Origin of the sequence: Pedomonas mirosovicensis (assembly GCF_022569295.1) — a bacterium.
Lineage (GTDB): Bacteria > Pseudomonadota > Alphaproteobacteria > Sphingomonadales > Sphingomonadaceae > Pedomonas > Pedomonas mirosovicensis.
In genome coordinates this window covers 226586-250667 of the sequence record NZ_JAKFIA010000002.1, presented here as the reverse complement: position 1 = coordinate 250667, position 24082 = coordinate 226586, and the positions used below count along the sequence as shown (strand labels likewise).

The 24082-nt window shown below is 64.4% G+C and carries 26 protein-coding genes and 1 pseudogene; 17 read left to right on the top strand and 10 right to left on the bottom strand.

The genetic code is table 11. The features are described from left to right. The first annotated feature begins 12 nt into the window (after nt 1–12). The 10 genes and pseudogenes from gspK to L0C21_RS14000 all read left to right on the top strand — a co-directional run bounded on the left by gspK (nt 13) and on the right by L0C21_RS14000 (nt 6088). A complete protein-coding gene (gene gspK, locus L0C21_RS14040; RefSeq protein ID WP_259279066.1) occupies nt 13–990 on the top strand; it encodes a type II secretion system minor pseudopilin GspK in 978 nt (325 codons plus the stop codon). Further along, nucleotides 987–2069 (top strand): type II secretion system protein GspL, encoded by a 1083-nt coding sequence (gene gspL / locus L0C21_RS14035; RefSeq protein ID WP_259279065.1) that lies wholly within the window; start codon nt 987–989, stop codon nt 2067–2069. The genes gspK and gspL overlap by 4 nt, the downstream gene beginning before the upstream one ends. Next, nucleotides 2069–2566 carry a type II secretion system protein M gene (locus tag L0C21_RS14030; RefSeq protein WP_259279064.1) on the top strand — a complete coding sequence of 166 codons (498 nt, stop codon included), beginning with the start codon at nt 2069–2071 and terminating at the stop codon, nt 2564–2566. The genes gspL and L0C21_RS14030 overlap by 1 nt, the downstream gene beginning before the upstream one ends. Further along, nucleotides 2563–3309: a type II secretion system protein N gene (gspN, locus tag L0C21_RS14025; RefSeq protein ID WP_259279063.1), complete on the top strand. Its 747-nt coding sequence runs from the start codon at nt 2563–2565 to the stop codon at nt 3307–3309. The genes L0C21_RS14030 and gspN overlap by 4 nt, the downstream gene beginning before the upstream one ends. 2 nt (nt 3310–3311) lie before the next feature. Further along, complete coding sequence (locus L0C21_RS14020) at nt 3312–3824, top strand: hypothetical protein (RefSeq protein ID WP_259279062.1); 513 nt, start codon at nt 3312–3314, stop codon at nt 3822–3824. Nucleotides 3825–3914: 90 nt separating this feature from the next. Beyond that, nucleotides 3915–4133 (top strand): hypothetical protein, encoded by a 219-nt coding sequence (locus L0C21_RS14015; RefSeq protein WP_259279061.1) that lies wholly within the window; start codon nt 3915–3917, stop codon nt 4131–4133. After that, a pseudogene (locus L0C21_RS16935) lies at nt 4030–4422 on the top strand (YDG domain-containing protein); the annotation flags it as partial. The gene L0C21_RS14015 and the pseudogene L0C21_RS16935, both read left to right, overlap by 104 nt. A 209-nt stretch (nt 4423–4631) precedes the next feature. Next, a complete protein-coding gene (locus tag L0C21_RS14010) occupies nt 4632–4787 on the top strand; it encodes a hypothetical protein (RefSeq protein ID WP_259279060.1) in 156 nt (51 codons plus the stop codon). Nucleotides 4788–5065: 278 nt separating this feature from the next. Next, nucleotides 5066–5440, top strand: coding sequence for a tetratricopeptide repeat protein (locus L0C21_RS14005; RefSeq protein ID WP_259279059.1), 375 nt, complete (start codon nt 5066–5068; stop codon nt 5438–5440). Between the two features lie 63 nt (nt 5441–5503). Further along, nucleotides 5504–6088, top strand: coding sequence for a prepilin peptidase (locus tag L0C21_RS14000; protein ID WP_259279058.1), 585 nt, complete (start codon nt 5504–5506; stop codon nt 6086–6088). A 182-nt stretch (nt 6089–6270) separates the two neighbouring features. Here L0C21_RS14000 and L0C21_RS13995 read toward each other — a convergent pair whose 3' ends face one another. Continuing rightward, nucleotides 6271–8493, bottom strand: a complete 2223-nt coding sequence (locus L0C21_RS13995) for a TonB-dependent receptor plug domain-containing protein (protein ID WP_259279057.1) — start codon at nt 8491–8493, stop codon at nt 6271–6273. Between the two features lie 202 nt (nt 8494–8695). On the opposite strand from L0C21_RS13995, the gene L0C21_RS13990 reads away from it, so the two are divergent. Next, a complete protein-coding gene (locus L0C21_RS13990) occupies nt 8696–9745 on the top strand; it encodes a phytase (RefSeq protein ID WP_259279056.1) in 1050 nt (349 codons plus the stop codon). A 380-nt stretch (nt 9746–10125) separates the two neighbouring features. Here L0C21_RS13990 and L0C21_RS13985 read toward each other — a convergent pair whose 3' ends face one another. Further along, nucleotides 10126–10887 carry a methyltransferase domain-containing protein gene (locus L0C21_RS13985; protein WP_259279055.1) on the bottom strand — a complete coding sequence of 254 codons (762 nt, stop codon included), beginning with the start codon at nt 10885–10887 and terminating at the stop codon, nt 10126–10128. A gap of 383 nt (nt 10888–11270) precedes the next feature. On the opposite strand from L0C21_RS13985, the gene L0C21_RS13980 reads away from it, so the two are divergent. Then, nucleotides 11271–11681 (top strand): hypothetical protein, encoded by a 411-nt coding sequence (locus L0C21_RS13980; RefSeq protein ID WP_259279054.1) that lies wholly within the window; start codon nt 11271–11273, stop codon nt 11679–11681. A gap of 109 nt (nt 11682–11790) precedes the next feature. Here L0C21_RS13980 and L0C21_RS13975 read toward each other — a convergent pair whose 3' ends face one another. The 6 genes from L0C21_RS13975 to L0C21_RS13950 form a co-directional block, all read right to left on the bottom strand. After that, nucleotides 11791–13158 carry a sulfite reductase subunit alpha gene (locus L0C21_RS13975; protein WP_259279053.1) on the bottom strand — a complete coding sequence of 456 codons (1368 nt, stop codon included), beginning with the start codon at nt 13156–13158 and terminating at the stop codon, nt 11791–11793. A gap of 4 nt (nt 13159–13162) precedes the next feature. Next, the gene (locus L0C21_RS13970; protein WP_259279052.1) at nt 13163–14182 is read right to left on the bottom strand and encodes an FAD:protein FMN transferase; all 1020 of its coding nucleotides are present in this window, start codon (nt 14180–14182) and stop codon (nt 13163–13165) included. 18 nt (nt 14183–14200) lie between these two features. Continuing rightward, a complete protein-coding gene (locus L0C21_RS13965; RefSeq protein WP_259279051.1) occupies nt 14201–15022 on the bottom strand; it encodes a DUF4198 domain-containing protein in 822 nt (273 codons plus the stop codon). A gap of 12 nt (nt 15023–15034) precedes the next feature. Beyond that, nucleotides 15035–15568, bottom strand: coding sequence for a DUF2271 domain-containing protein (locus tag L0C21_RS13960; protein ID WP_259279050.1), 534 nt, complete (start codon nt 15566–15568; stop codon nt 15035–15037). Nucleotides 15569–15581: 13 nt separating this feature from the next. Next, complete coding sequence (locus L0C21_RS13955; protein ID WP_259279049.1) at nt 15582–16226, bottom strand: PepSY-associated TM helix domain-containing protein; 645 nt, start codon at nt 16224–16226, stop codon at nt 15582–15584. 81 nt (nt 16227–16307) lie between these two features. Continuing rightward, nucleotides 16308–17831, bottom strand: a complete 1524-nt coding sequence (locus L0C21_RS13950; protein WP_259279048.1) for a catalase — start codon at nt 17829–17831, stop codon at nt 16308–16310. Between the two features lie 195 nt (nt 17832–18026). On the opposite strand from L0C21_RS13950, the gene L0C21_RS13945 reads away from it, so the two are divergent. Together L0C21_RS13945 and L0C21_RS13940 are read left to right on the top strand one after the other, a co-directional pair. Continuing rightward, nucleotides 18027–19037 (top strand): LLM class flavin-dependent oxidoreductase, encoded by a 1011-nt coding sequence (locus L0C21_RS13945; RefSeq protein ID WP_259279047.1) that lies wholly within the window; start codon nt 18027–18029, stop codon nt 19035–19037. Nucleotides 19038–19169: 132 nt separating this feature from the next. Beyond that, on the top strand, nt 19170–19991 hold the full coding sequence (locus tag L0C21_RS13940; protein ID WP_259279046.1) for a DUF892 family protein: 822 nt from the start codon (nt 19170–19172) through the stop codon (nt 19989–19991). 652 nt (nt 19992–20643) lie between these two features. Here the strand turns inward: L0C21_RS13940 and L0C21_RS13935 are convergent. Next, nucleotides 20644–21489, bottom strand: coding sequence for an oxidoreductase (locus tag L0C21_RS13935; RefSeq protein ID WP_259279045.1), 846 nt, complete (start codon nt 21487–21489; stop codon nt 20644–20646). 50 nt (nt 21490–21539) lie between these two features. On the opposite strand from L0C21_RS13935, the gene L0C21_RS13930 reads away from it, so the two are divergent. From L0C21_RS13930 to L0C21_RS13920, 3 genes are all read left to right on the top strand, one after another. Beyond that, nucleotides 21540–22166: a TetR/AcrR family transcriptional regulator gene (locus tag L0C21_RS13930; RefSeq protein ID WP_259279044.1), complete on the top strand. Its 627-nt coding sequence runs from the start codon at nt 21540–21542 to the stop codon at nt 22164–22166. A 171-nt stretch (nt 22167–22337) separates the two neighbouring features. Beyond that, nucleotides 22338–22916: a TetR/AcrR family transcriptional regulator gene (locus L0C21_RS13925; protein ID WP_259279043.1), complete on the top strand. Its 579-nt coding sequence runs from the start codon at nt 22338–22340 to the stop codon at nt 22914–22916. A 137-nt stretch (nt 22917–23053) separates the two neighbouring features. After that, nucleotides 23054–23542 carry a hypothetical protein gene (locus tag L0C21_RS13920; RefSeq protein WP_259279042.1) on the top strand — a complete coding sequence of 163 codons (489 nt, stop codon included), beginning with the start codon at nt 23054–23056 and terminating at the stop codon, nt 23540–23542. Nucleotides 23543–23712: 170 nt separating this feature from the next. On the opposite strand, the gene L0C21_RS13915 is transcribed toward L0C21_RS13920, so the two are convergent. After that, on the bottom strand, nt 23713–24069 hold the full coding sequence (locus L0C21_RS13915) for a winged helix-turn-helix transcriptional regulator (protein ID WP_259279041.1): 357 nt from the start codon (nt 24067–24069) through the stop codon (nt 23713–23715). Nucleotides 24070–24082 lie beyond the last annotated feature (13 nt).

The following is a 24082-nucleotide window of genomic DNA, read 5'->3' as shown; positions in this document are numbered from 1 at the left end:
GGCGCCTCTTCCTTGCGGGTTTCTGAATCCGGCGCGGCGCTGCTGACCGTGCTGCTGATGGTGGCGGTGATGGCGGCTGTATCGGTTGCCATTGTCGATGACATGCTCATGGCCACCCGGCGCACCGCCAATGCGAACGAGCGCGGCCAGATGGCGTGGTATGCGCGCGGGGCGGAGGTGATGGCGGCAGAGCTCATCGCCCGCACCGATGAGGGAATTCTCATGCGCGCCCTGGCGGATCCAGATTCCACCGCGAGCGAACGGAATTTTCCGATCGACGGCGGGCGCATCCACGCCCGTGTGCGCGATGGCGGCAACTGCTTCAACCTCAACAGCGTGGTCACGCAACTGGAAAAGGGCGGCTACCATGCCGATGCCCGAGGGCGGCGGCAGTATATGAACCTGCTGGATGCGCTTGGCTTCAACGAGCAGGAGCAGGCGGAGCTGAGTTCGGCGCTGATTGACTGGATCGACAGTGACACCCGCACCTCACCGCGGGGCGCTGAGGATTATGATTATGCCGCCCTCAGCGTGCCCTACCGCACCGGCAACACCCTCTTGGCGGACGTTTCCGAGCTGCGGGCGATCAAGGGATATGACGCCGAAGTGGTTGCGAAGCTGCGCCCGTTCGTTTGCGCGCTGATGGGCGCGGAGAAGACGCAGCTCAACGTCAACACGCTGCGGCCAGAGCAGGCGGCGCTGCTGACCATGCTGGTCGGCAAGGACCTGCGCCCTGAGACGGCGCGCCGCCTGATCGAGGACCGGCCGGACGGCGGCTATGCGAATGCAACCATGTTCTGGGCGTCCGAGCCGCTGGAAGGCGCGCAGGTCGACCAGGAAACACGCTCGCAGGTGACCCTGCAAACCCGATTGTTCGCGCTGGAGGCGGAGGTGACATATCAGGGGGCCTACATGGCGGTAAATTCCCTCTTCGAACGCCAGGGAGACAAGGTCGTGCTCGTCTCCCGCAAGCTGGGAGATGTTCGGTGACGACGGTTCTGCTCATCGCCTTCGCCGAGGAAGCCATGCCCTGGGCGGTGTTCGCGAATGGCGCGCTAACGAGCAGCGGCACGGGGCTGGAGACCCTGCCGCCCGCGCCGACAGCGCAGGTGTGGCTGGTCGTGCCGGGCATGGATGTGACCGTGCGCCCCGTGACGCTGCCGCCCAAGGGCGAGGCGAAGTTGCGGGCCATGCTGCCCTTCGTGCTGGAGGACGAGCTGGCGGTGGGGGCGGACGGGCTGCATTTTGCCCTCTCGGGCCCACGAGAAGAGGGCGCGCGCCTTGCCGGGGTCGTCGCGCGGGAAAAAATGGAGGCCTGGCTGGCGGCGCTGAGCAGCGCAGGGCGCGCGCCCGATGTTGTAACGCCGGATTTCCTTGCCCTGCCGCCCGGAATGCATGGGGCGGGCAATACCGTCGCGGTGCGGCATGATGGTGGCGGCTACGCCATCGAGCGGGAGATTGCCGCGGACCTGCTGCAAGAGGCCTTGCCCCCGCCGCTCGCCCAGCAGGAGCTTTTGCAAAAATTCCATGATGCGATCAGCGCCGAGGTGGCGCTCAATCTGTTGCAGGGGCCCTATGTTTCACGTCGCAGGCAGACGGTCGAGTGGGGGCGCTGGCGCCAGCCCGCTCTCTTGGCGGCAACGGTGGCGGCAGCGCATCTGCTTTATCTCGGTATTGATGGCTGGCGGCATGGGCGCGCTGTGGAACAGCTCGACCAGCAGGCGGAGGCCGTCCTGCGCGCGGCCTTTCCTGACATCAAGCGCATTGTCAATCCGCAGGCGCAGATGCGCGCCCGGCTCGGCGAATTGCGCGGCGGGTCGTCCGACCGCTTTTTGAGATTGATGCGGATCTTGCTCGAAAGTCTCCAGCCGCTGGAGGGCATGAGCGTGCGGACGCTGCGCTTCGATGAGGCCAAGGGAGAACTCGCCGTTGAGATCGCCTACGCGCGCTACGATGAGCTTGAGGCGCTAAAGCAGGCAATCAGCGGCGCGGGTGGCGCGCTCAGCGAAGGCAGCTCGCGCCAGAACGGCGGCGGCATGGTCGGCAATGTGATTGTGAGGATGCCCTGATGCGCGACGCGATTGGCCGGTGGTGGCAGGAGTTGAATCAGCGCGAGCAACGGCTTGTGCTGCTTGCCTGCGCGCTTGGCGGGATAATGGCAGCATGGCTGTTTCTCTATCGTCCGCTCAGCGAATTCCGGGAGGACGCGCGGCGCGACCATGCGGCGGCGCTCGCCCGGCTGGAGGCCATGCGCGAAGGGGCGGCCGAGGCCGGGCGCTTACAGACGAGCGCCGCGCCGCCAGACAGCGATGGGACGGTGCGCGGCATCGCCACCTCAACGGCGCAGGCGCGCGGCATCAAGCTGTCGCAGTTGCAGCCTGGCGCAGACGGCAAGGTTGCGCTGTGGATCGAGGAGGTAGACGCCCGGAAATTTCAGGAATGGCTGGTCGCCCTCAGGGAAAAGCATGGCATCGCTGTGACCAAGATTTCACTTGCTGCCAATGAGGAGACGCCAACCGTGCGCGTCCAGATGGAACTGTCGCGTCCAATGCCGGGGGATGCATGAAAACGTCGCGTCTTGTCGGAATATTCCTGCTGAGCTTTGCTGCCTTTGCCGTGGCAAGGGCCCCGCTGGGTCTCGTCGCGCGGTTCGCGGCGGGGGATGGTATCTCCTATGGCCGGGCCGAAGGCACGGTGTGGAGCGGTATGCTGTATGACGTAACAGCGGGGCAAATCCCCCTTGGTGACCTTGCCATCAAAACCGCGCCGCTCTCGGTGCTGGCGCTCAGCCCCCGGATCGATTGGCAGTTAACCGATGGGTTGGTGAGCGGCCAGGGCGAGGCCGAGATCAACTGGGTTTCCGGCGCCTTTTTCCTGCGGAGCGCTTCGGTGGATGCCGAATTGACCCAGCTGTCCGGATTTGGCGGAACGCTTGCTGCGACGCTGACCGAGCTGGCATGGGGAAGGGACGGCTGCCGCGCGGCCAAGGGCAGGGTGCGGGCCGATATCATGAGCCGCCTTCCCGGCAGCGCCGGCTGGCAGGGACCGCCTCTCGCTGGTGATATCAGCTGTGCGGGAAACAGGCTGAGGGTTGCCCTGCGCGGGCGGAATGCAGGCGGCCTCCTGTCCGTCCGCGCTCAGGTCGAACCCGGCCTTGCCTATGAGTTGACGGCGCTGGCAAGGGTCAGGGACGCGCGGCTGGCCCGCGCACTGCCCCTGATGGGATTTTCCGAACAGGACGAAAATGATTACCGGCTTGTGCGAAAGGGCACTTTGGGCCAGGCACCCGGCAGCCCCGAGAGGAAGTGAAGATGATATCGAGCAAGCGGTTCATGGCCTTGAGTTCTCTGTTGGCGCTTGGCGCACTTCTGGCGGGCTGCACGCCCTCCGGCCGTGCCTCCCCTCGGGCGACTGCGCCTGTGGCGGCGCAGCCGGCCAAGGTTGGCATACAGGCGCGCATTGGCACCCTGCCGCCGCAAGATCTTTCTGCAGGCACTTGCGGGCTGTTCCTGTGGGCGCGGTCGGCGGAGCGCAACATGATCTTTTATGCAACCGATCGCACGGCGACGGCCCAGATGATGGTGGATGGCAAGCCGGTGAGCCTGCCGCGCAGCCTTGCCGAGGGCGATCTGGTCTTTGGTCACTATACGACGCAGGAATTCGCACAAGGTGATCTACGGGTGCGGGCGGTGATTGCGCCCCAACCCAACTCGGGCATCATTGGCGGCGCGGTCGTCCGGCGCGGAATGCTGAATGTGAGCGACGGAACCGGCCCGGACCTTGTATTGCCCGTTGCCGGTCTTATCGCCTGCAAGGCGGCCTGAGCCTCGGAGCACGCGCTACCGGAAAGTTGTTGCGCTTCGCAACGATAGGGTTTCCGGCACAGAGCGCCCACGCCATCTGTCTGATGCATTGTGTTTGCAAGTAAACCCGGTGCGCTGTCCGGGTCAGTACAGTCCGCTGCGTGGAGAACGGGGCTAATCTATGTTGATCTAATTGCGGCCTATAGTCTGGCCACCCTCGCGGCGGATGGCCGCCAGCAGGGCGGCCTGGTGCGCGTCGGCGGCGCATTCCAGGGCGGCAAGACGCCGGACCCGAGCAAGCCCTACCACGGCAGCTTCGTCGGCCGCTAGGACCTGCGTTCCGATCTGGATTCGACCGACGAGGTGCGGCGCGATCGGCGCCATTACTCCCGCGACGATCACAGCGTCGCTGACCGGCAGCACGACCAAGGTTTATGATGCGGCGACGGCAGCCAGCCTGCTTTCCGGCAATTACCAGCTGGCGGGTGTGTTCGGCTCCGATAGCGTCAGTCTCAACAACCCGGTATCGGGCCGCTACGATGATAAGAACGTCGGCACGGGCAAGATGGTGACCTTCGCCGGCTTGTCGCTGCGCGGAAGCGATGCCGGCAATTATGCGCTGACCTCCTCCAGCATCAGCGGGGCGATCGGTTCAATCACGCCGGCGCGGCTGATCGTCTCGGTTGAAGATGCGCTGCGAATGAAATCTCAGGCCGATCCAGCTTTTTCCTACACGCTCCAGGGGCTCATGCCGGGCGATACCGCTGCGTTGGTCCAGGGCATCGGCTTTGCGACAACCGCTGGCATCGATGCGAGGCCGCAGCGGACATGGCCTCCCAATGGACCGGGGAAATCACCGCGTCCGTGGATGGGTTGCCGCGCAAGGACGAGGACAGCTGCAGCACCCCCGAGACGGTGGTGGAGGGCTTCGCCGAGCCGGTGAAGCGTACAATCAAGTACAACCTCTCCAGCCTTTTGCACTGAGCGCATCCCTGAAGCGGGGCGGGGCAGGCTTGCCCTGAACCAGCGTCTCCCAAGTTTGCCTTGAGTGTGGCCTCGGCCACCCGACCTTCCTGCCCCTTCCCGGCCGACAGGCAGCGTCCGAGGTGATGCTATGCCGGGCGCTGCCCCGTTTGCGCGCCGGCAAAGGCTGCCTCCGGCATCGAATATCGGAATATAGCGTTATTTACATAAAATGAATGTCATGAAACCGTAACAGAGGCCGTTCCGCTCAAGCGGAATGCAGCTGATGGGAGGCGTCTATGAAACGAGCAATGCCGGTGTTTCTTGCAGTTCCCCTGATGTTCAGCGCTCTTGCGGCTGGGGCGGCGCCCGGCGACGGGCGCGCCGCGCCGCTGGTTACGGCTGATTATCACCTGATCCGCTCTGGCGACTTGGAGACGGCCGAACGCATTCTGACCTATGCCCATGACTCGCGGGAGAACAACCCGGCCAAGATGCTGAACCTGGCCTACGTGCTGCAAAAGAAGGGCGAGGCGGCGCAGGCGGCCTCCATTTATCAGGAAATCCTGCGCCTGGATGCCAACCCCTATGTGGTGACGGCCTCCGGCGAGCCGCGCCGCGCTAAGGCCCTTGCCCGTCTCGGGCTCGAGCGGCTGGATTCCGGATCGAATTAGAGCTGCCGCACCTGTCAGGGGGAAGGGCTGGGCTTTGCCGTGCGGCCATGACATAAACGGCCCATGGATGCAGGGCAGACCGAGGAAGATCAGGCTGATTATTGGCGGCGCGGGGAGAGGCTGATCGCAGCCGCGCTCCTGCTGCTGCATCTGGCCGGGCTCGCCGTCTTTCACGCCACAGGCCAGCCATGGGCGCTGGGCCTGCCGCTGCTGCTCACGCTGCTCGCCCTCAGCCTTTACGATCTGCGCTACATGCTGCTGCCCGATGTAATGACCCTGCCGCTCATCGGCATTGGATTGGCGGCTGCATTCCTGGCCGCCGCCCCCAATGGGCCGCAGCCGTGGGGCCATCTGGCGGGGGCGGCGATCGGCTATGGCGTGCTTTATCTGGTGAACGCCGCCTACCGGGCTTGGAGGGGGCGCGATGGGCTGGGGCTGGGCGATGCCAAGCTCCTCGCCGCCGCCGGCGCGTGGCTCGGAATCTTCGCCCTGCCATTCCTGCTGCTTCTCGCCTCGGCGGCGGGGCTGCTGGCTGGTATCGGCCTTGCGGTGGCGCGGCGGCAGAAAATGGGCGCGCTGATGCTGCCCTTCGGGCCGTTCATCGCCTTCGCGTTTTTCCTCCTCTGGCTGTTCCCGCTTCCCTATTGAAGGTGGAAATAGGAAAGGGGGACTCAGTCCCCCTTTGATCCCCCATTCTTTTTATCGAGCCGCACCCGGTCATGCCGATGTGCAAGCTTCAGCCGCTATGGCCCATGCAGGGCGCGCCCCGATAAAACGAAGGGGAGGTGCAGGAGGGTCGAGACCCTCCTGCAAGATAAGCATAAGTCACCCTAGAACGCGGCGCGCAGCGTGACCTGGAACAGGCGGCCGGAGCGCTCCCGTTCCTTCTCGAACTCATCCATCTCGCCGCCCGCGCGGTTTTCGAGAATTTCCGCCAGCGAGTCGCCATCATACTTGCGGAAGGTCTCGCGCTTGGCGCGGTCGAGCAGGTTCTGCGCCGAGAAGCGCAGCACGAACCGCTGGCCGAAGCGCTTTTCGATGAAGGCTTCCAGATCCTGCCCGTAGGTGAGATCAACCGTCTCATCGAAGTTGGATTCGCTCGCCTTGCTGCGGCCCGAAAGCGATGCGCCGAAGCTCATGTCGACGGCGCGCACGGTCTGGATGAAGCCGATGTTATAAACATGGTGCGGCTGGTTGTTGAACCGGCGCTTCTCGCCCGTGAACGGATCGCGGGTTTCGCTGTCGAGGTAGGTGTAGTTGGCAAAGAGGCCGGTGTCCGGCAGGCCAAGGGCGGTCAGCGGCATGGAGAAATCCACCTCCACGCCCCAGGTCTTGCCGTCGCCGATGTTGCGCGGCTGGTAGACGTTGCCGGGCTCGCCGTTCAGCGGGCTGTCGCCGGTCGCCACCAGTTCGATCAGATCCTTGACGTTGCGGTAGAAGACGTTGATGCCGACGATGCCCTTGGTGCCGAGGCGGCGCTCGTAGCCCACGTCGATGCCCCAGGAGCGTTCATCCTTGAGCATGGGGTTGCCGATGGTCTCGTCCTCGTCGCCCGGCGACTCTTCCTGCCGGTAGGGCGAGATCATGTCGTAGTCCGGCCGGCGCACGGTGCGGGCGACGGAGGCGCGGAACTGGTCCGCATCCGTCGGCGCATAGCGCAGGTGGAGCGAGGGGTTGAGGTTCTCGGCGTCGTAGTCCGCCGTCTCGAACACGTCCTGGCCGGCCACCGCATTGCTGGTCACGTCGCGGCGGGTGATCTCATAGCGCAGGCCCGCATCCACGCTGAAGGCGCTGGTGGGCTCGAACGTCAGGCGCACATAGGGGTCGTAGCGCTTCTCCTTGATGGTGAAGATCGCGCCCGCTTCCGGGTCTTCCCCTTCGATCAGGTCCTCGCCGTCGCGGGTCTTGGAGAGGTAGTCCATGCCCACCTTGGCGGTAAAGCCGTCGCCGAGGAAATTGTAATAGAGGGTCGCGCCGTACTCATCGTCCTTGATGTCGAGGAATTCGCGTTCATCGAGCGTGGCTTCCTCCAGCGTGTCGCCTTCATCGGTCTCAACCGTCGTGTCGTCGCGGAAGCCTGACCAGGACCCCGCAACCCCCAGCTCGCCCTGGCCCATCGGGTAGACGAGATCGCCGGAGAGGGCGTAGGTCTGCTGGCTGATCCGCTCGCGCTGAATTTCAACGCCGTCCAGTTCCAGTTCCTCGCCCGCGTATTCGATGGAGGTTTCGTCCTCGTCGCGGTCGGTATCGACGAACAGGCCGGAGAGGCGCAGCTTGCCTTCGCCGACGCGGGTGACGACCTCGGCGTTGCCGGAGATGTCCGTGCCGTCGCGGGTGTCTTCCTGCAGCTCGCGGTTGTCGAACGCCATCTCGCCGTCGTAGCGGTCGCTCACCTTCTTCTTCGGGTTGCGGCGCTGCTGATAATTGAGCGCGCCCCAGAAGCTGGTGTCGCCGATGGTGTCCGCATAGGCCAGCGCGCCGGAGGGGCGCACGCCGCCGTCTTCATTGATGAGCGCGCCCGCCTTCACGAAGCCGCCATCGAACATGGCGCTTTCCTTGGTGATGACGTTCAGCGTGCCGCCGACGCCCTCGCTCGGCTGGTCGGCGCGCGGCGCGCGGACGATCTCGATGCGCTCCACCAGTTCGGCCGGAATACGATCGACGAAGAAGCTGCGGTCCGCCTCCCCGCCCGGCGCGCGGCGGCCGTTGATGAGAACCTGGGTGTAACCCGGCGGCAGGCCGCGCATCTGCGCGCCGTCATATTCCAGCACGTCGGACGTGAAGGTGACGCCCGGCACGCGCTTCAGCATCTCGCCCACAGACACCGGCTCGAACCGCTGGAAATATTCCAGATCATAAGAGAGCACGGGGTTGGGATCGCGCGTGCGGTTGCGGAAGGCGATATCGCCGGTGACGATGATGTCTTCCGAGAGGATGGATACGCCCTCTTTCGTGGTGGAGGCCGGCTTCTCTGCCTCCGCGGCCTGCGCGGCCACCGGTGCAACCAGCGCCCCCATGGCGCATCCAAGCAACGAGATAATCTTCAAGGTCATCTTTACGCCCCTCATGCCTGCAACCTGTTTGTAAAAAAGGATGGGTAGGTTGCCGTTGGTGCGGGACCGTAATGGCCATGCTTGACCGTCTGTTTTCAGTTTGATTGCCGTTCGATGACACAGGGCAAAAAGCTGACGAATGAGGCGTTTGAAAAACTGTCATGTGCCGCACATGAGATCGGGGCATTTTTCGGGAGCAAACATGCGTTTCAATTCAATGATCGTTGCGGCCAGCCTGCTGGCGCTCGCCGCCTGCCAGAACGGCACGCAGGAGGCCGCGCCCGCGTCGACGCCCGTTGTCACCGCGCAAGGCGAAACCGCGCCGGTGGCAACTGAAGACGACGCGGCGGATGATCCCGCCATCTGGCGCAATGCGGCGGACCCGGCGGCCAGCCTCGTCATCGGCACGGACAAGAAGGCGGGCATTCACGTCTATAATCTGAAAGGCGAGCGGCTGGGCTTCACGCCGTCGCCGCGCCTCAACAACGTGGATCTGCGCGATCATGTGACGATCAATGGTCAGCCTTCGGTGCTGGTGGCCGCCAGCGACCGTGCTGACGAGGCCAACGCCAAGGTCGCCCTGTTCCGGCTGGACACAGGCGCTGCCCGGCTCGATCCGCTCGGCAGCTTCCCCGTCGGCGCGGGCGAGGCCTACGGCATGTGCCTGTGGACCCGCGCGTCAGACGGCGCGCTGTTCGGCTTCCTCGTGCTGAAGGATGGCCGCATCGACCAGTTCGCCATCGATGCCAGCGGCGCGCAGCCGCAGGTGGCGGTGGTCCGGAGCCTGAAGCTCGGTACCCAGGCGGAAGGCTGCGTGGCCGATGACCGCACCGGCATCCTCTATGTGGCCGAGGAAGACGTCGGCCTGTGGCGCTTCGAGGCCGACCCCTCGGGCAGCGCGGAGCCGGTCTCCATCGCCAAGGTGGACGGCAAGGCGCTGGTGGCCGATGTGGAAGGCGTGGCGCTCGCCCCGCAAGGCGCGGACGGCGGCTACCTCCTTGTCTCCAGCCAGGGCGACAACGCCTACGCTGTCTATCGCCTGCCGGGCGGTGAGTATGTGAACCGCTTCCGCATTGGTGACGGCACGGTCGACGGCGTGAGCGAGACCGACGGCATCGAGCTGATGCTCGGCGACTTCGGCCCCGGCTTCACCGAAGGCCTGTTCGTCGCGCAGGATGGCGACAACGCACCCGAAACCCAGAACTTCAAGCTGGTGGATTGGGCCCACATCCGCACGGCGCTGGGGCTGTAGGGTTTGTTTTTATAGTAGTTGCAGGAGGGGGGGTCCCGTGCGCGGAGGCGCACAAGCAAAAAGACCTCCCCCTGCACCCCCTGGCATTTACCGGACCGCGCCCTGCATGGGCTGTGGAGACGGCTGGGTTTCTCCAGATCAAGCGCCGGTCCGGCCGGGTGGGGCCCGATAAACGAATGGGGATTTTAAGGGGTCCGAGACCCCCTTAAACCTCTCGAAAAATTTAACATAAGACGAAGTCGCCGCTAAGGGGGTTTAAACGCCCGTGGAGAGGTTTTTACCTATCACAGCTAGGGTGGTAGCGGGCGGCTTCGTTTTGGCGTTGTAAGGGGCCTTCACGGGGCTTTACGGGGCATGTGAGGGCGAGGTCTCGCCCCGGTTCAGCGTTCGGCAGGCAACCGGCAGGTGGCGACGTGGTAGGTGCTGCGCGCGCCGTGGTCCTCGAAGCAGCGGATCACGCGGGCCAATGCGCCAGGGGTGAGCGGCTGGCGGCCGGGGGCGGGCACCTGCGCGCCGATGCCTTTCAGTTGCCGCAGGAAGTCGCGTCCTGACTGGTATTCTTGCGTGATGTGTTCCTCATCCACCCTTGCGCCCGGCCACAGGGCGGCGAGATCGGCGGGGGCGGGGTAGGCGGGCGTTGCGGCCTCAAGGCCAAGCTGGCGGTGGGCCTGCCGCCATTCGTGAAAGCTGTCCCGCGCCATGGTGGTGAAGGCGAGCCAGCCGCCGGGGGCCAGCATCCGCCGCAGGGCGGCGACGCTCTCGCCCAGCCGCTCGAACCACTGGAACGACAGGCTGGAGACGATGAGATCAAAGCGTACGTCAAGGCCAAAGCACGGCTGCTCGCCGTCCATCACCACATAGCGGGTGTGGGGCAACGCCCCGAACCGCTCCCGCGCCCTGGCGGCCATGTCGGGCGAAAGGTCGGAGAAGATCCACTCGCCATAGGCGAGGCGGGGCTGAAGGGCCTCGTGCAAGAAGCCGGTGCCGCAGCCGATCTCCAGCACGCGCGGGCGCGGCGGCAGCGGCAGGCCGGCGACCACCCCGGCCAGACGGCGTGCCACATGCCGCTGGATGTCCGCGTGCCGGTCATAGGTCGCGGCAGCAAGGCCGAACGCCTCGCGCACCTGTCCCTTGCGTGTCACTGCCGTGTGATCCTCGTTGTGCCGGGCATGGGGCCGCAGCCTCGCGGCTCCTTACCGGCAAAACCCTTCGACCGGCAAGATGGAGGCGGCACTTTCAGAAGGGGAAAGGGACTTGTCCCCCTCCCGACGCGGAGGCGTCAATTCAGGAGAGGAAAGGGGGGGCTCGGGTCCCCTTTCAATCCCCATTCGATTTTATGGGATGCACCCGGTCAAAACCAATGCGTGAACAGTGGGGTGCAGTCTTCAAAAATAATTCGATCAAACTAAAAATACAGCAAGTATTTAATGATTGTTTATTAATATTATAAGTATTCAGTTGGTATTTAATAGAAGTGTATTTTAGAGAATGTGTGTAACATAAGTATTAAAACGAGGGGGTGGGTGTGAAAAAACTTGCAAAAGCCGCCTTGGCGGCGTCTGTTTTCTTTATCCCGAACATTGCAAATGCTGCGCCGCCTGATGGTACGTACACAGGAACGGTGGCATTTACAAACGGCCCCACTCTTGTCTGCCAGTTGAGCTTTCGGTTAAGCGGTGGGGGTACCGTTGTGGATAATGTTACAATGATGTCGGCGGATCCATTATGCAGCTCGATCGCATTTCAAAATCAACCGTATAGTGCCGCATTTTCTGGCTCTGGATCTGGTTTTTATGCAATTGCTGGCGTCAATGTGACATTCATTATTCCCCCTTCTTGCTCCGGCATCATCTTAGGCACATGGAGCGGAAGTACCATAGATATTAATACTACTATAGGCAGCTGTGGAATGGTGGGAACTGTCTCCTATCCGTGATGCCGTTGCGCGAGGTCCAGCCCGGAGGGCATGGCTCGATAAATTCAGGGCGGTGCAGGAGAGGTCTTCTGGCGTGTGCGCCCCCGCGCACGGGGACCCTCTGCAAAATCTAATACACATCCCGGCGATAGAGACCGTCTTCGGTCATGCGGGCGATGCGCTCCGCCCCCAGAATGTCGGTGAGCGCGGCGTGCACGTCGCCCGCCATGCCTTCGGCGCTGCCGCACACATAAATGGCTGCGCCGTCGTCGATCCAGCGGCGGACGGCCTCGCGGTTTTCGAGCAGTCGATGCTGCACGTAGAGGCGGTGGTGCTGATCGCGGGAGAAGGCGAGGTCCAGCCGTTCCAAAACGCCGCTGGCCTGCCAGGCCTCAAGCTCTTCGCGCAGGAAGAAATCGTGGGCGCGGTTGCGCTCGCCGAAGACCAGCCAGTTGCGATGCCGGCCGCGCGCGGCCTGATGCCTGAGGTGGGCGCGCAGGCCCGCAAGTCCGGTGCCGTTGCCGATGAGGAGGAGCGGGCGCGTCGCTTCCTGCGGGTGGAAGCTGGTGTTGCGGCGGATGCGAAGCCGGATTTCGCCGCTGATTTCCGCGTGATGGGTGAGCCAGCCGGAGCCCGCGCCGAGCTGCCCGTTTTCGTGCCGCACCTGCCGGACGAGGAGATCGAGCGCGTTATCTTCCGGCAGGGAGGCGATGGAATAGCTGCGGTGGGGCGGGTGGCCGGTGGCGGCGTCGATTGCGCCGGGCAGCTCGATTTCCGCGATGTCGCCCGCTTCCCATGTCGCGCCCGGCACGGCGGCGCGCAGGCGCACGAGATAAACCGGCCCGCCGACGCTCCCCGGATTGAGGAGGCGGCGCTCCGCCAGCACCCACGGCGTGAAGGCAGGGCCGTCCGTAATGGCCTGCGTGGCGGACGCGCCCAGCCGGGCCAGCTGTTCGCGCCACTGGCGAAGCGCGGATTCCGCGCCGTTGTCCACCTCGATGCGCTCGAACAGGGGCGCAGCGCGGCTTGCGCGCAGCCACTCATCAAGGCGGCGGCCGAAGGCGCAGAAGTTCGCGTAGCGGCTGTCCCCCAGCGCCAGCAGGCCGTAGCCGAGGTGCGAAAAGTCAGCGGGGGCGTTCATCGTCTTGTGGGCGAAGCGGAAGGCGTGGGTGGGGGCATCGCCCTCGCCCGTCGTACTGATGATGAACAGCGCGCGGCGGTGTTGTTGCAACGTGGTGTGTTCCACAGCTTCAAGCGGGAGCAGCGTGACGGCATGGCCCGCCGCCCGCAGGCTTTCGGCCGTGCGCCCGGCGAGATATTCGGCAAAGCTGCTCTGGCTGGCGTATGCGACGAGGAAGGACGCCTCGCCCTCGCCGTTCAGCACGGCAGCGGCGCGGCTGCGCCTGTGCCTGTGGTGCCGCCACAGGGTCCACAGGCAGAAAAGGCCGTAGAGGCAGGCAGCGGCCAGGGCGCAGGCAAGACGCAACGCGGGAGACATGGGTTCAATCCAGCATTTGGCGGAAGGCAGGGGAGAGGATTTCCTCCACACCCTCGCCCGTGCGGCGGATCAGGCAGGCGGCGATGTCGCGCCCGGTCGCCAGTTGCAGCGCGGCATCCGCCCCCAGAACACCGAGGGCCGTCGCATAGGCGTCGGCCTTCATGCAGGAGGGGTGAAGCACGGTTGCCGAGACGATGCTGTTCTCGATCGGCCAGCCGGTGCGCGGGTCGAGCGTGTGGGAATAATGCCGCCCCTTGCTTTCGAACCAGCGGCGATAGTCACCGGAGGTGGCGATGGCGAGGCCATGCAAGGCGACGCGGGTCTCCTGCCAGCCGGCGGCATTTTGCGGGAGGCGCGCGGGCCGCTCGATGGTAACCCACCAGGGCGAACCATCCGGCTTCACGCCCTCGCCGCGCAGCTCGCCGCCGATCTCGACGAGAAAATGCCGGAGGCCCGCCAGCCGTAGCCCCTCGGCCACGTGATCGACCGCAAAGCCCTTGGCGATGCCGGAAAAATCCAGCCGCACCCCGCCGGGCTGGCGGATGGCGCGCCGAGCGGCATCGAACCCGATCTTTCGCCAGCCGGTGCGGGCGCGGGCGGCCTCGATCTCCTGCGGCGATGGCGGCGTGGCCCTCGCGGGCGCGGGGCCGAAGCCCCACAGGTCAACGAGCGCGCCGAGCGTGGGGTCGAACGCGCCCTCGCTTTCCTCTGTGATCTCGAGCGCGCAATTGAGCACCGTGCGGAAGGCAGGCGGTAACTCGTGCCACGTGTTCGGCGCGGCGCGGTTGAAGCGGCAGAGGAGGGAAGTTTTCTCCCACTGGCTCATCTGGTCGATGACCTCGGCCAGCTGCTGTCCGACCAGCGCGGCGACGGCGTCAGCGGAGAGGCCGGAGGCGGGCGGTGCGACGTACCGCACGGACCAGCTCGTCCCCATGCTCCGGCCGCCGAGCGTCTCGACCGGAGCGCTGGGCACCCGGTTGGCGATGGCCAGCGGCGAGAGGTGAGTGGGGACGAGAATCCGCATCGGACGAGCGGGCCGCCTTTACATCGGCATCACTTCAACGGTCATGTTGTAGCGGGCGACGCGGCGGCTGGCCTGCGGCACGGAGGCCTTGTCGTCCGCCACCTCGGCATCCAGCCAGTACATGCCCGGCTGCGGGAAGGTGAGAGCCACCTCGCCATTGGCGTTGGTGGTGGCGGTGATTTCAACCGGCTGGTTGCGGTAGCGCGTGCCGCCCGGAACGGCAGTCACCTTGAGATTCGCGGCGGGCTTGCCGTCCAGGAGGAAGCGGAAGGTGGCGGGCTCGCCCTCCACCAGATCATTGGGGTGGGTGACGGGCTCCAGCTCCAGCCCCTTGCCGGTGAGCTTGAACACGGTCGTCGTTAGATTGCCGTTGGTGACGAACGTCTCGTTGCGGCTGATGATCTCGGAGACCTTCACGTCGGTGGCGTCCTGCGGCAGGTCCTTCAGCCGCTCCACCGGCCCGCGCAGGCGCTTGCGCTCGCCGTTCTGCTGGTAGGAGGCCATGACCGAATGCCCGGCATTGGCGATTTTATAGGTGCCGGTCTGGTCCAGCTTCACGTCGAACACCGAGCGATAGCGGCCGGTCGAGCCGTTCTGGGGCTGCACGGCCGCGCCGTCCGGCGCCGTTACCTGAATGCCGCCCAACTGCATGGGGAAGTGGTCGGCGTTGAACAGGTTGTTGGAAATGGCGGCGTCAACGCTCACCCACATGTCGGTGCCGGAGACGGTGGTGGCGGAGGGCAGCAGCCATGCCCGGTGCGCGCTGGCGGCAACCGACACCATCGAGAGGGCGGCAATCGCGGCAAGGCCGGTCGCCAGGTGCTTGAAGCGGATCGACATGGATGGGCTCCCTTATTTCTTCAGGGTGAGTGAAACCGCGCCCAGCTCGGACGCGCCTTTTGCGGGCTGGGGCTGCTGGCCTTGCGGCGGCCATTGGAACGGAATGCGGAGGTATTCGCGCCCGCCCAGCTCCCGCGTGGCTTCGATGACGAACTCGTATTTGCCCGCGGGCAGTTTGGTGAGCGGCGCGCTGCCTTCGGTGAAGCGCACCTCATGGGTGCCGGGGGCGCGGGTCGCGCCGCTGACGCCATCGACCGGCATTTGCAGGTTGCGCCCGCTCTTGCGCCACCACAGGCGCATGTCGGAGAGCCATTTGGCCCCGCCGTTGTCCTTCATCTTCACGTCGTACCAGACGGCGAGATCAACCGGTTTGGCGAGGTTTGCGCCCTCGATCCACATGGCGACATAGGGGCGGTGGTATTCGCTCACCGTCAGCCGGGGGATCTCGACCTTCACGCTTATGCCCGCCGCCTGCGCGGTGGTCGCTGCCGACATGCCGACGAGCACGAGCGGGCCTGAGAGCCAGAGGGGTTTGGGCGACTGCATGGGGCCTCTCTTCCTAGTGGATCATCAGGATGGCGAGAATGACGGGCACGACGAGCCCGAGCCCGACCACCGGCCAGGTGGCCGGGCGGTGGCCGGCATAGAGCTGGAGCAGCAGCAGGCCGGTGACGGAAAAGACGAGGCAGGCGGCGGCGAAGATGTCGAGGAACCACGACCACGCGCCGCTGGTGTTGCGGCCCTTGTGGAGGTCGTTGAGGTAGGCGATCCAGCCCCGGTCGGTCTTCTCGTAGAAGACGTCCCCGGTCTCCCGGTCGATGCTCAGCCACGCATCGCCGCCGGGGCGGGGCAGGGAGAGGTAGATTTCGTCCGCCGACCATTCCGCCGGCTGGGCCTCCACCCACACGTCCAGCGCCTCGCTCAGCCAGTCCCGCAGCGGGGCGGGCAGCGGGGCGTCACCCTCCTCCATGCCGCGCTGGAGATCGGCCAGCAGCGGGGCGGGCAGGCTCGCCGCCTTCTCGACCACCTGCGGCTTGCCCTCGATTTGGGCTGCGTGATTGAGGGTGATGCCGGTGAGGGCAAACAGGATCATGCCGATGAGGCACACGCCGGAGCTGATCCAGTGCCAGCGCTGCACATGGCGCAGCCAAAACCCCCTGCGGTTCCGGAGCCTTGTTTCGTCTCGGGCGGTCGAATCAGACATACCGCCTCTATAGTGACTCTCAAGGTTCGCCGGTAGTCACAAATGAGAGTTATTTGCAAAAATAGCCGATAACGTGTGGCCTCAAGCGGGCCCTGCCTGCGATGCCGCCGGAGCCGGGATGCCCAGCCCCTCGCCAACGCGGCGGCCATACTCCGGGTCGGCCTGCGTGAAGTGGCCAACCATCCGCTCCTGAATGATGCGGTCGCACTGGGAGAGGGCGTTGACGAGGTTGCCCACCAGTTCGTTGCGCTCGTCCTCGGAGAACAGGCGCCACCTGTCTCCCGCTTGGCGGAAGTTACAGGGCCGCTCGATCGGCTGGCGGCCGACTTGCCCCTCGACGAAGATGCGCGGGGGCGGGCCCAGCCGCTCCTGCTGCTTGAGCCCGTCGCGGTTGGAGGGCTCGTAATTGACGTGCGGGTCCGCGCCCTGGTCCGCCCCATCGACGAAGTAGGACATCTGCCCGCCCCGCTGGTTGGTGGCGAAGGGGCATTTGGGCGCGTTGATGGGAAGTTGCAGGTAGTTGGGGCCGACGCGATAGCGCTGGGTGTCGGAGTAGGCGAAGGTGCGCCCCAAGAGCAGCTTGTCGTCAGAGAAATCGATGCCGTCCACCAGCACGCCGGTGCCGAAGGAGGCCTGCTCCACCTCGTTGAAATAGTCGGCCGGGTTCCGGTCCAGCACTACGTGGCCGACGTGGAGCATGGGAAACTCATCTTCCGGCCACAGCTTGGTGGCGTCGAGCGGGTCCCAGTCCAGCTCGGGGTGGTCGTCGTCGCTCATCACCTGGATGTACATGTCCCACTCGGGGTGCTCTTCGCGGGCGATGGCCTCGTAGAGGTCGCGCGTCGCGTGGTTCCAGTCGGTGGCCTGGATGGCGCTGGCTTCCTCTTGGCGAAGGTTGCGGACGCCCATCTTGGGCTGGAAGTGGAATTTGCACAGCACGGTCTGCCCGTGGCCGTTGACCAGCTTGTAGGTGTTGACGCCCGAGCCCTGCATCTCGCGATAGCTGGCCGGGATGCCCCACGGGCTGAACAGCCACGTGACCATATGGGTGGACTCGGGCGTCAGGCTCAGGAAGTCGAAGATGCGGCAGGAGTTCTGGATATTGGTCACGGGGTCCGGCTTGAAGGCGTGGATGAGATCCGGAAACTTGATGGGATCGCGGATGAAGAACACCTTCAGGTTGTTGCCAACCAAATCCCAATTGCCGGTTCCGGTGTAGAACTTGATGGCAAAGCCGCGCGGGTCGCGCAGCGTCTCCGGGCTGTGCGCGCCGTGGGTGACGGTCGAGAAGCGGATGAACACCGGCGTTCGCGTGCCCTTGCGGAACACGGCTGCCCGGCTGTACTCCTCAATGGAGACATCACCCGCCCGGCCGGTCGGCACGAACCAGCCGTGGGCGCCCGCGCCGCGGGCGTGCACCACCCGCTCGGGGATCCGCTCGCGGTCGAAGTGGGTGATTTTTTCGAGAAACTGGTAATCCTCCAGCACCAGCGGGCCGCGCGGGCCGACGCTGCGGGTATTCTGGTTGTCGTAGATCGGGTGCCCCTGGCGGGTTGTGAGGCCAACGCCGCTGGGATTGCCTCCAGGTTTGCTTTCCTCCGCCATAGCCGGTCTCCCTGCTGCTGGGTTTGACTGGCAGGAACGGACGAGACCCTTGGCTGTTGCGTTCCAGTGCGCCGGGAATTGCAGTGTTCTACGGCTGGTGACGGTCTGTTCGGGGACGGTTTCTTGAAGGCCGCCTCCCAGGGGGCACATAAAGGGATCAATGTTTGGGTTTCTTCAGCCAGAGGCGCGTTTGCCGTGACTGTTCTTTCGATTCTTGACCTTGTGCCGATCATCGAGGGTGGCGATGCCAGCCTGGCGTTCCGCAACAGCCTTGATCTTGCCCAGCATGCCGAGCGCTGGGGCTACCGTCGCTACTGGCTGGCGGAGCACCACAACATGCCGGGCATCGGCAGCTCGGCAACGGCGGTGGCCATCGGTTTCATCGCGGGCGGCACCAAAACCATTCGGGTGGGCTCGGGCGGCATCATGCTGCCCAACCACGCGCCGCTGGTGGTGGCCGAGCAGTTCGGCACGCTGGAGGCGCTTTACCCAGGGCGCATCGACTTGGGGCTGGGGCGCGCGCCGGGAACGGACCAGATGACGGCCCGCGCCCTGCGGCGTGATTTCGCCAACAGCGCGGAGCGGTTCCCGCAGGACGTGGCGGAGCTGCAACGCTACTTCGAGCCAGCCGAGCCGGGGCAGGCGGTCACTGCCGTGCCGGGGGCGGGGCTCAGCGTGCCTATCTGGCTCTTAGGTTCCAGCCTGTTCAGCGCGCAGCTGGCGGCAAGCCTTGGCCTGCCGTTTGCCTTTGCCTCCCACTTCGCGCCGGACCATCTGATGGAGGCGCTGAAGCTGTACCGGGCGCTGTTCCGCCCCTCCGCCGTATTGCAAAAGCCTTACGTGATGGCGGGCTTCAACGTCTTCGCCGCCGACACCGAGGAGGAGGCGCGCCGCCTGTTCACCTCCGTCCAGCAGCAGTTCGTCAACCTGCGGCGGGGCAGGGCGGGGCCGCTGCCGCCGCCGCGCGAGACGATGGAGGGCTTCTGGACCCCGGCGGAGAAATTCGGCGTCGAACATGCCCTGTCGTGCTCGGGCGTCGGCACGCCGGAGATGGTGGAGGAAGCCTTGCAGGCCTTCCTTCAGGAAACTGGCGTTGATGAAGTCATGGCAACGGGGCAGATCTACGATCACAAGGCGCGGCTGCGCTCGTTCGAAATTCTGGCGGAGATCGGCCAGCGGCTGAGGCGCGATTTGGAAGCAGACTAAAGAGCTTGGGTGCTGCGGAGGCGGGGCCGTGCCGCCCGGCCTGACGCGGAACGGCAGCGGCGGACGTGTGTTTAGTGGGCAGGACAATTGGGCGGGGGCGTTCCCTCGTTGCATCGAAGGAGCTCACTCAACATGGCGAACCGGTCTGCTGAAGGCAATTACTACCATGCGCGGCGCAACGTGACGGGCACGGAGCGCGTGCTTTCCATCCTTGGCGGTATTGCGCTGTTGGCGGGGGCCCGCAGGGGCAGCCTGGCGAAGCGGGCGCTGTTCGGGCTGGCCAGCGCATCCCTGCTTGCCCGGGGCGCAACACGCTACTGCCCGATGAAGGCCAGGATGACGGACAATGTTCCGCTGGGGCAGGGCTATGCCAACATGTTCCGCATCATGGCCAAGCCCTTTATGTCCGGAACGGCCAGCATCGATAACTTCAACACCCTCTATATCAACGAGCTTCAGGAACTTCATAACGCCAAGGCGCAGATGGAAGATCTGCTCGAGACGCTGGAGACGGCTGTTGAGCACGGTGCGATCCGCGAGCATCTCGGCCGCTACCGGACTCAGATCCAGCATCATCAGGATGAGATCGCCGAGATCTTGCAGCGGTGCGAGGCCGCGCCTGAGATTCACGAGGACGACGCCATGGAAGCCCTCGTGCACGAGACGGAGAAGATGCGGAAGGTCAGCGGGTCGGATGCGCTGCGCGATGCGGGCATCGTCGCGTCCCTCCAGCGGCTGATCCACCATCAGATCGCAGGATTAGGCACGGCGGCCACATACGCCAAGACCATGGATCGGATGAGCGAGGCCGAGATCCTTCACCGCATCATGGAAGAGGACAAGGCCGTGGACGACCAGCTGAGCGCCATGGCCAAGGAGCTGATTAATCCCGCCGCTGCGGGCAAACAGGACATCCAGGCTGCCGTTCCGGCCGGGGAACCCGTGCTGCCCTGAGCCGGCGCTCTCACTCCTATCAGCCGGAACACGCAGCTCCCTATTATGCAGTCGGCGCGGCGCGCATCGGGTGAGCCGGTGCGCGCACGGTGCCATGCGCGCCTGAGGCCGCCCAAGCCCTTCAAGGACATGGTGCGACGTGCCCCGCCGCGCGGGATGCAAGTGGGCAAGGCTTAGGCTTTTTCGAAGCGAGGCAATGACGAAAATGCCAGTCGCGGTGCGCGGGACTCTGAACTCTTACAATGCAAAGTGTCATTTACGCCACTTTACCGAAAGGCGGCCTAAAGTGTCATCAAGGCCCGGAGTTTGGGACTGGAAATCCAGCCTACACTGTCGGCGTTCCTTAATAGGCGAACTGGGGTGCCTTAACCCCGTACCGGTTCCTAAACCGCATACTGACGCAGGACATGGACTCTCGCCTTCGGTTGAGCACTATACAGCCAATAATACATGGCTTTATCCCACGCTATCGCATGGTTGGGTGCTATGCCATGGCGATGCTTGGCCGTGAGGGGGCTGTCTGCTTATAGGAGGCGAGCTCACACTAGCTGCCATTCCCCGGCTGGCTCGCACAAACGATCGTTAATGCCCCAATTGTAAACTTATGAAGACGCGCGGAGCGCCTTCATAAGCTACCGTTAGATTTAAGCGCTCATGATGCGAAGCTGGTTGAACGCGAAAGCTTCTCCCACGCGCTGATTTCGCCTCGCATCCCGTCGAGCTTCTGTTCGACCAGTCCCAGCGCGTCGTCGCCCAGGAACAGCCGCACCGGCGGATTGGCGGCCTCGACCAGCGCGAGCAACGCCTGTGCAGCCTTGGCCGGATCACCCGGTTGATTGCCGCTCTTCGCCTGTCGCGCGGCACGGATCGGGTCCATGACCGCGTCATAGTCGGCAATGCTGCGCGGCGTGCGATCCATGGAACGTCCGGCCCAGTCCGTGCGGAATTGGCCAGGAGCGAGCGCCGTCACCCGAATTCCAAAGCTTGCCACCTCCTTGCCAAGCGCTTCGGAGATTCCTTCGAGAGCGAATTTGCTCCCGCAATAGAAGCTGATCCCGGGCATGGTGATGAAGCCGCCCATGGAAGTGACGTTGATAATATGGCCGCGACGCCGCTCGCGCATGCCCGGCAGCACCGCCTTGATCATCGCGACGGGCCCGAAGACGTTGGCAGCAAACTGGCGCTGGAGATCGTCCATGGACGATTCCTCCAGCGCGCCCTCATGGCCGTAACCCGCGTTATTTACCAGCACATCAATCGGACCAGCCTGCAGTTCGGCCTCGGCCACTACCGCCGGGATCGCATCGAAATCCGTCACATCCAGCACAAGCGGGTAGGCACGATCCGGCGCGAGCGCGACGAAGACCTCGGCGTCATCCCTTCGCCGCACGGTTCCGATTACACGATGTCCCGCTTCAAGCGCACCTGTGGCAAACGCTCGCCCCAGACCGGAACTGACGCCGGTGATGAGGAAAGTCTTGGAGAGGGCAGCCGCCATGGTCTAACTCCGGGCTATGATTGAAACTATATCATGATATAAATAGAGACATGGCACAGAACAAGACCCAGGATACTGCCACCGCCACAAGAGGCGAACCGCTTCGTCAGCGTGTGATCGACGCGGCGGAACGGCTGCTCCGCCAAGGCAAGGCCGATTTCTCGATGCGCGACCTTGCTGCCGAAGCCGGGGTCAGCTTCGCGACGCCGTTCAATCAGTTCGGGAGCAAGGCTGCGATCATGTATGCCCTTTCGGGGCGGCGGATAGATACGATGGCAAAGCGCTTCGCCGGGCTGGCGCTACCTCCCGATGCCGCCGGTCGTGTACTGCTAGCCGTCGACACGGCGGTCGAGGTGATGCTGGAGGAACCGGAGATAAACCGAGCCGTGATGGGGTGGATCGGCACCGCCAGCCCATCGCCCGGAAAGGTCCTGGCGTACTCTACGGCCTTATGGTCGCTGGCGCTGGGCGCTGGCGAAGGCTTGAGCATGGCCGGGCGGGAGGAGGCGCTGAGCCGCCTGCCGCGCCAGCTTGCCTTCGCCTTCCGTGGGGTGCTGTCCTTCTGGACCGCGGGCGAACTGCCGGATGAGACGCTTGCTTCGAGTGCGCGAGAGATTGCGAAGACCTTGCTGCTCGGATTTGCTGAACAGCCGCTCTTCTGCGATTCCGCCTCCTAAGCTGCCGTTCGGGAATCCAAGGCGCCTCGTCACCTTGTCGAGAAACGGTCACCCGTTGGAATGCTGAGTCAGTTCGATTGGAATCAGCAGTCATTCCACTGCTCATACCGGGAAGGGGACAACAAGATAGCCCTCCTTGACGCCTAACCTACTAGTTGGTAGGTGATGCATATGAGCAATCCATCGACCACAGCTGATGACATCCTCCGCTGCGCGCGCACCCTGATTGTCAGGGGCGGCTACAACAGTTTCAGCTACGCCGACATCTCGGATGTGGTTGGCATTCGCAAGGCGAGCATCCACCATCACTTTCCCAGCAAATCGGATCTCGTCCGCGTGCTGGTTGTCCAGTATCGGGAAGAGGCTCAAGCTGGGATCGCCGAGTTGGAACGAAATGTCCCCGACCCGCTCGGGCAGCTTCGCGCCTATGTCGGCTATTGGGAGCGTTGCATTGCTGATGCGTCCCACCCCTTTTGCGTCTGCGCCCTGCTCGCCAGCGAGATCGAAGTACTTCCCGAGGCAGTTGCATTCGAAGTGCGCGCGCATTTCCGATGGCTTTCCGACTGGATTGCCTCTGTCCTGGAGCGTGGCGCCGCACATGGCCGGCTCTCTCTGAGCAGCACCGCCAGGGGCGATGCTGAAATGTTCATGGCCACCGTGCATGGCGCGATGCTTTCAGCGCGCGCTTACGGCGACGCCACCGCTTTTGGTGCGGTAACCCATCCCTTGCTCGAACGCATCGCCGTCTGATGCCAGCGCTTCGCCGACAAGCCGGACCGTGACTTTTTTCTCTACCAACTAGTAGGTTTGATTAGCCGCATCCCCCAGATTTGTCGACCGCAGCCTGCTCGCTCGCACATCCTCTCAGATGAGAAAGGCAATTCATCATGTTTGGAATTTCCCCGTTTGGCTGGATCCATACGATTGGCAGCCTGCCAGCCATTCCCGCGGCTCTCTACATGCTCGCCCGGTACGGCCGAATTGTCCCTCGATCCCCTTTGGGTGCCGTCTATTTCGTTTCCATGATGATCGGCGCTGCCACGGTGTTTCTCGTCGCGCACGGGTCGGTCAGCTACATCATCGGTACCGTGACCATTCTGCTTCTGATAGCGGGTTACAGGGTCGAGCGCATTCTGGGTCCGGCGCACCCGGCCAAGTATATCGAGACCATCTGCCTGAGCCTCAGTGTGTTTCTTTTGATGCTGCCGACCATTACTGAAGTGCTGCGCCGTGTCCCGGATGGTCACCCCTTAGTGACCGACTTGAAAGCGCCACTGCTTCTCGGCGCTCAGGGAGGACTGCTGGTCCTTCTCCTGGTCGGCTTGACCGCCCAGATCATTCACCTCGCAAGGCGCGGCAAGATTGCCGCAGACTAAGCCGCGCCCCGTTTACGGGCGCACGCGCCGCCCGGCCGCCGAGCATGAACGCTCGGCGGTTTCCAGGAACGCCGCTGAATGACGGCAAAGGGCGCACAACGGCCGGTCGGTTCCAAGCAACGAAGAGCGGGTCAGCAGCCGCTCTTTCATGAGCCGGACGGCCTCGTCCGTCACACCGTGCGGCGGCGGCCGAACAGGTCCATGTTGGCATCGCCCCACGCTTTAAGGGCGGCGATGATCGGCGAGAGCGAACGGCCGCGTTCGGACAGGCTGTATTCCACCCGCGGCGGGACCTGGGCGAAGACCTCGCGTTCGACCAAGCCATCGGCCTCAAGTTCGCGCAGCTGGTTGGTCAGCATACGCTGGGTCACATCGCCCGCGCGACGGCGCAGCTCGTTGAAGCGCACTGGGCCGTCCTGCAAATGGTAGAGGATCACCGCCTTCCACTTGCCGTCAATCAGGCTGATCGCCGCCTCAACCGCGCAGCCGGGCGTGCAATCGAGCCGGGAATGTCGGGCCTTGGCCATCGTGACAGTATCC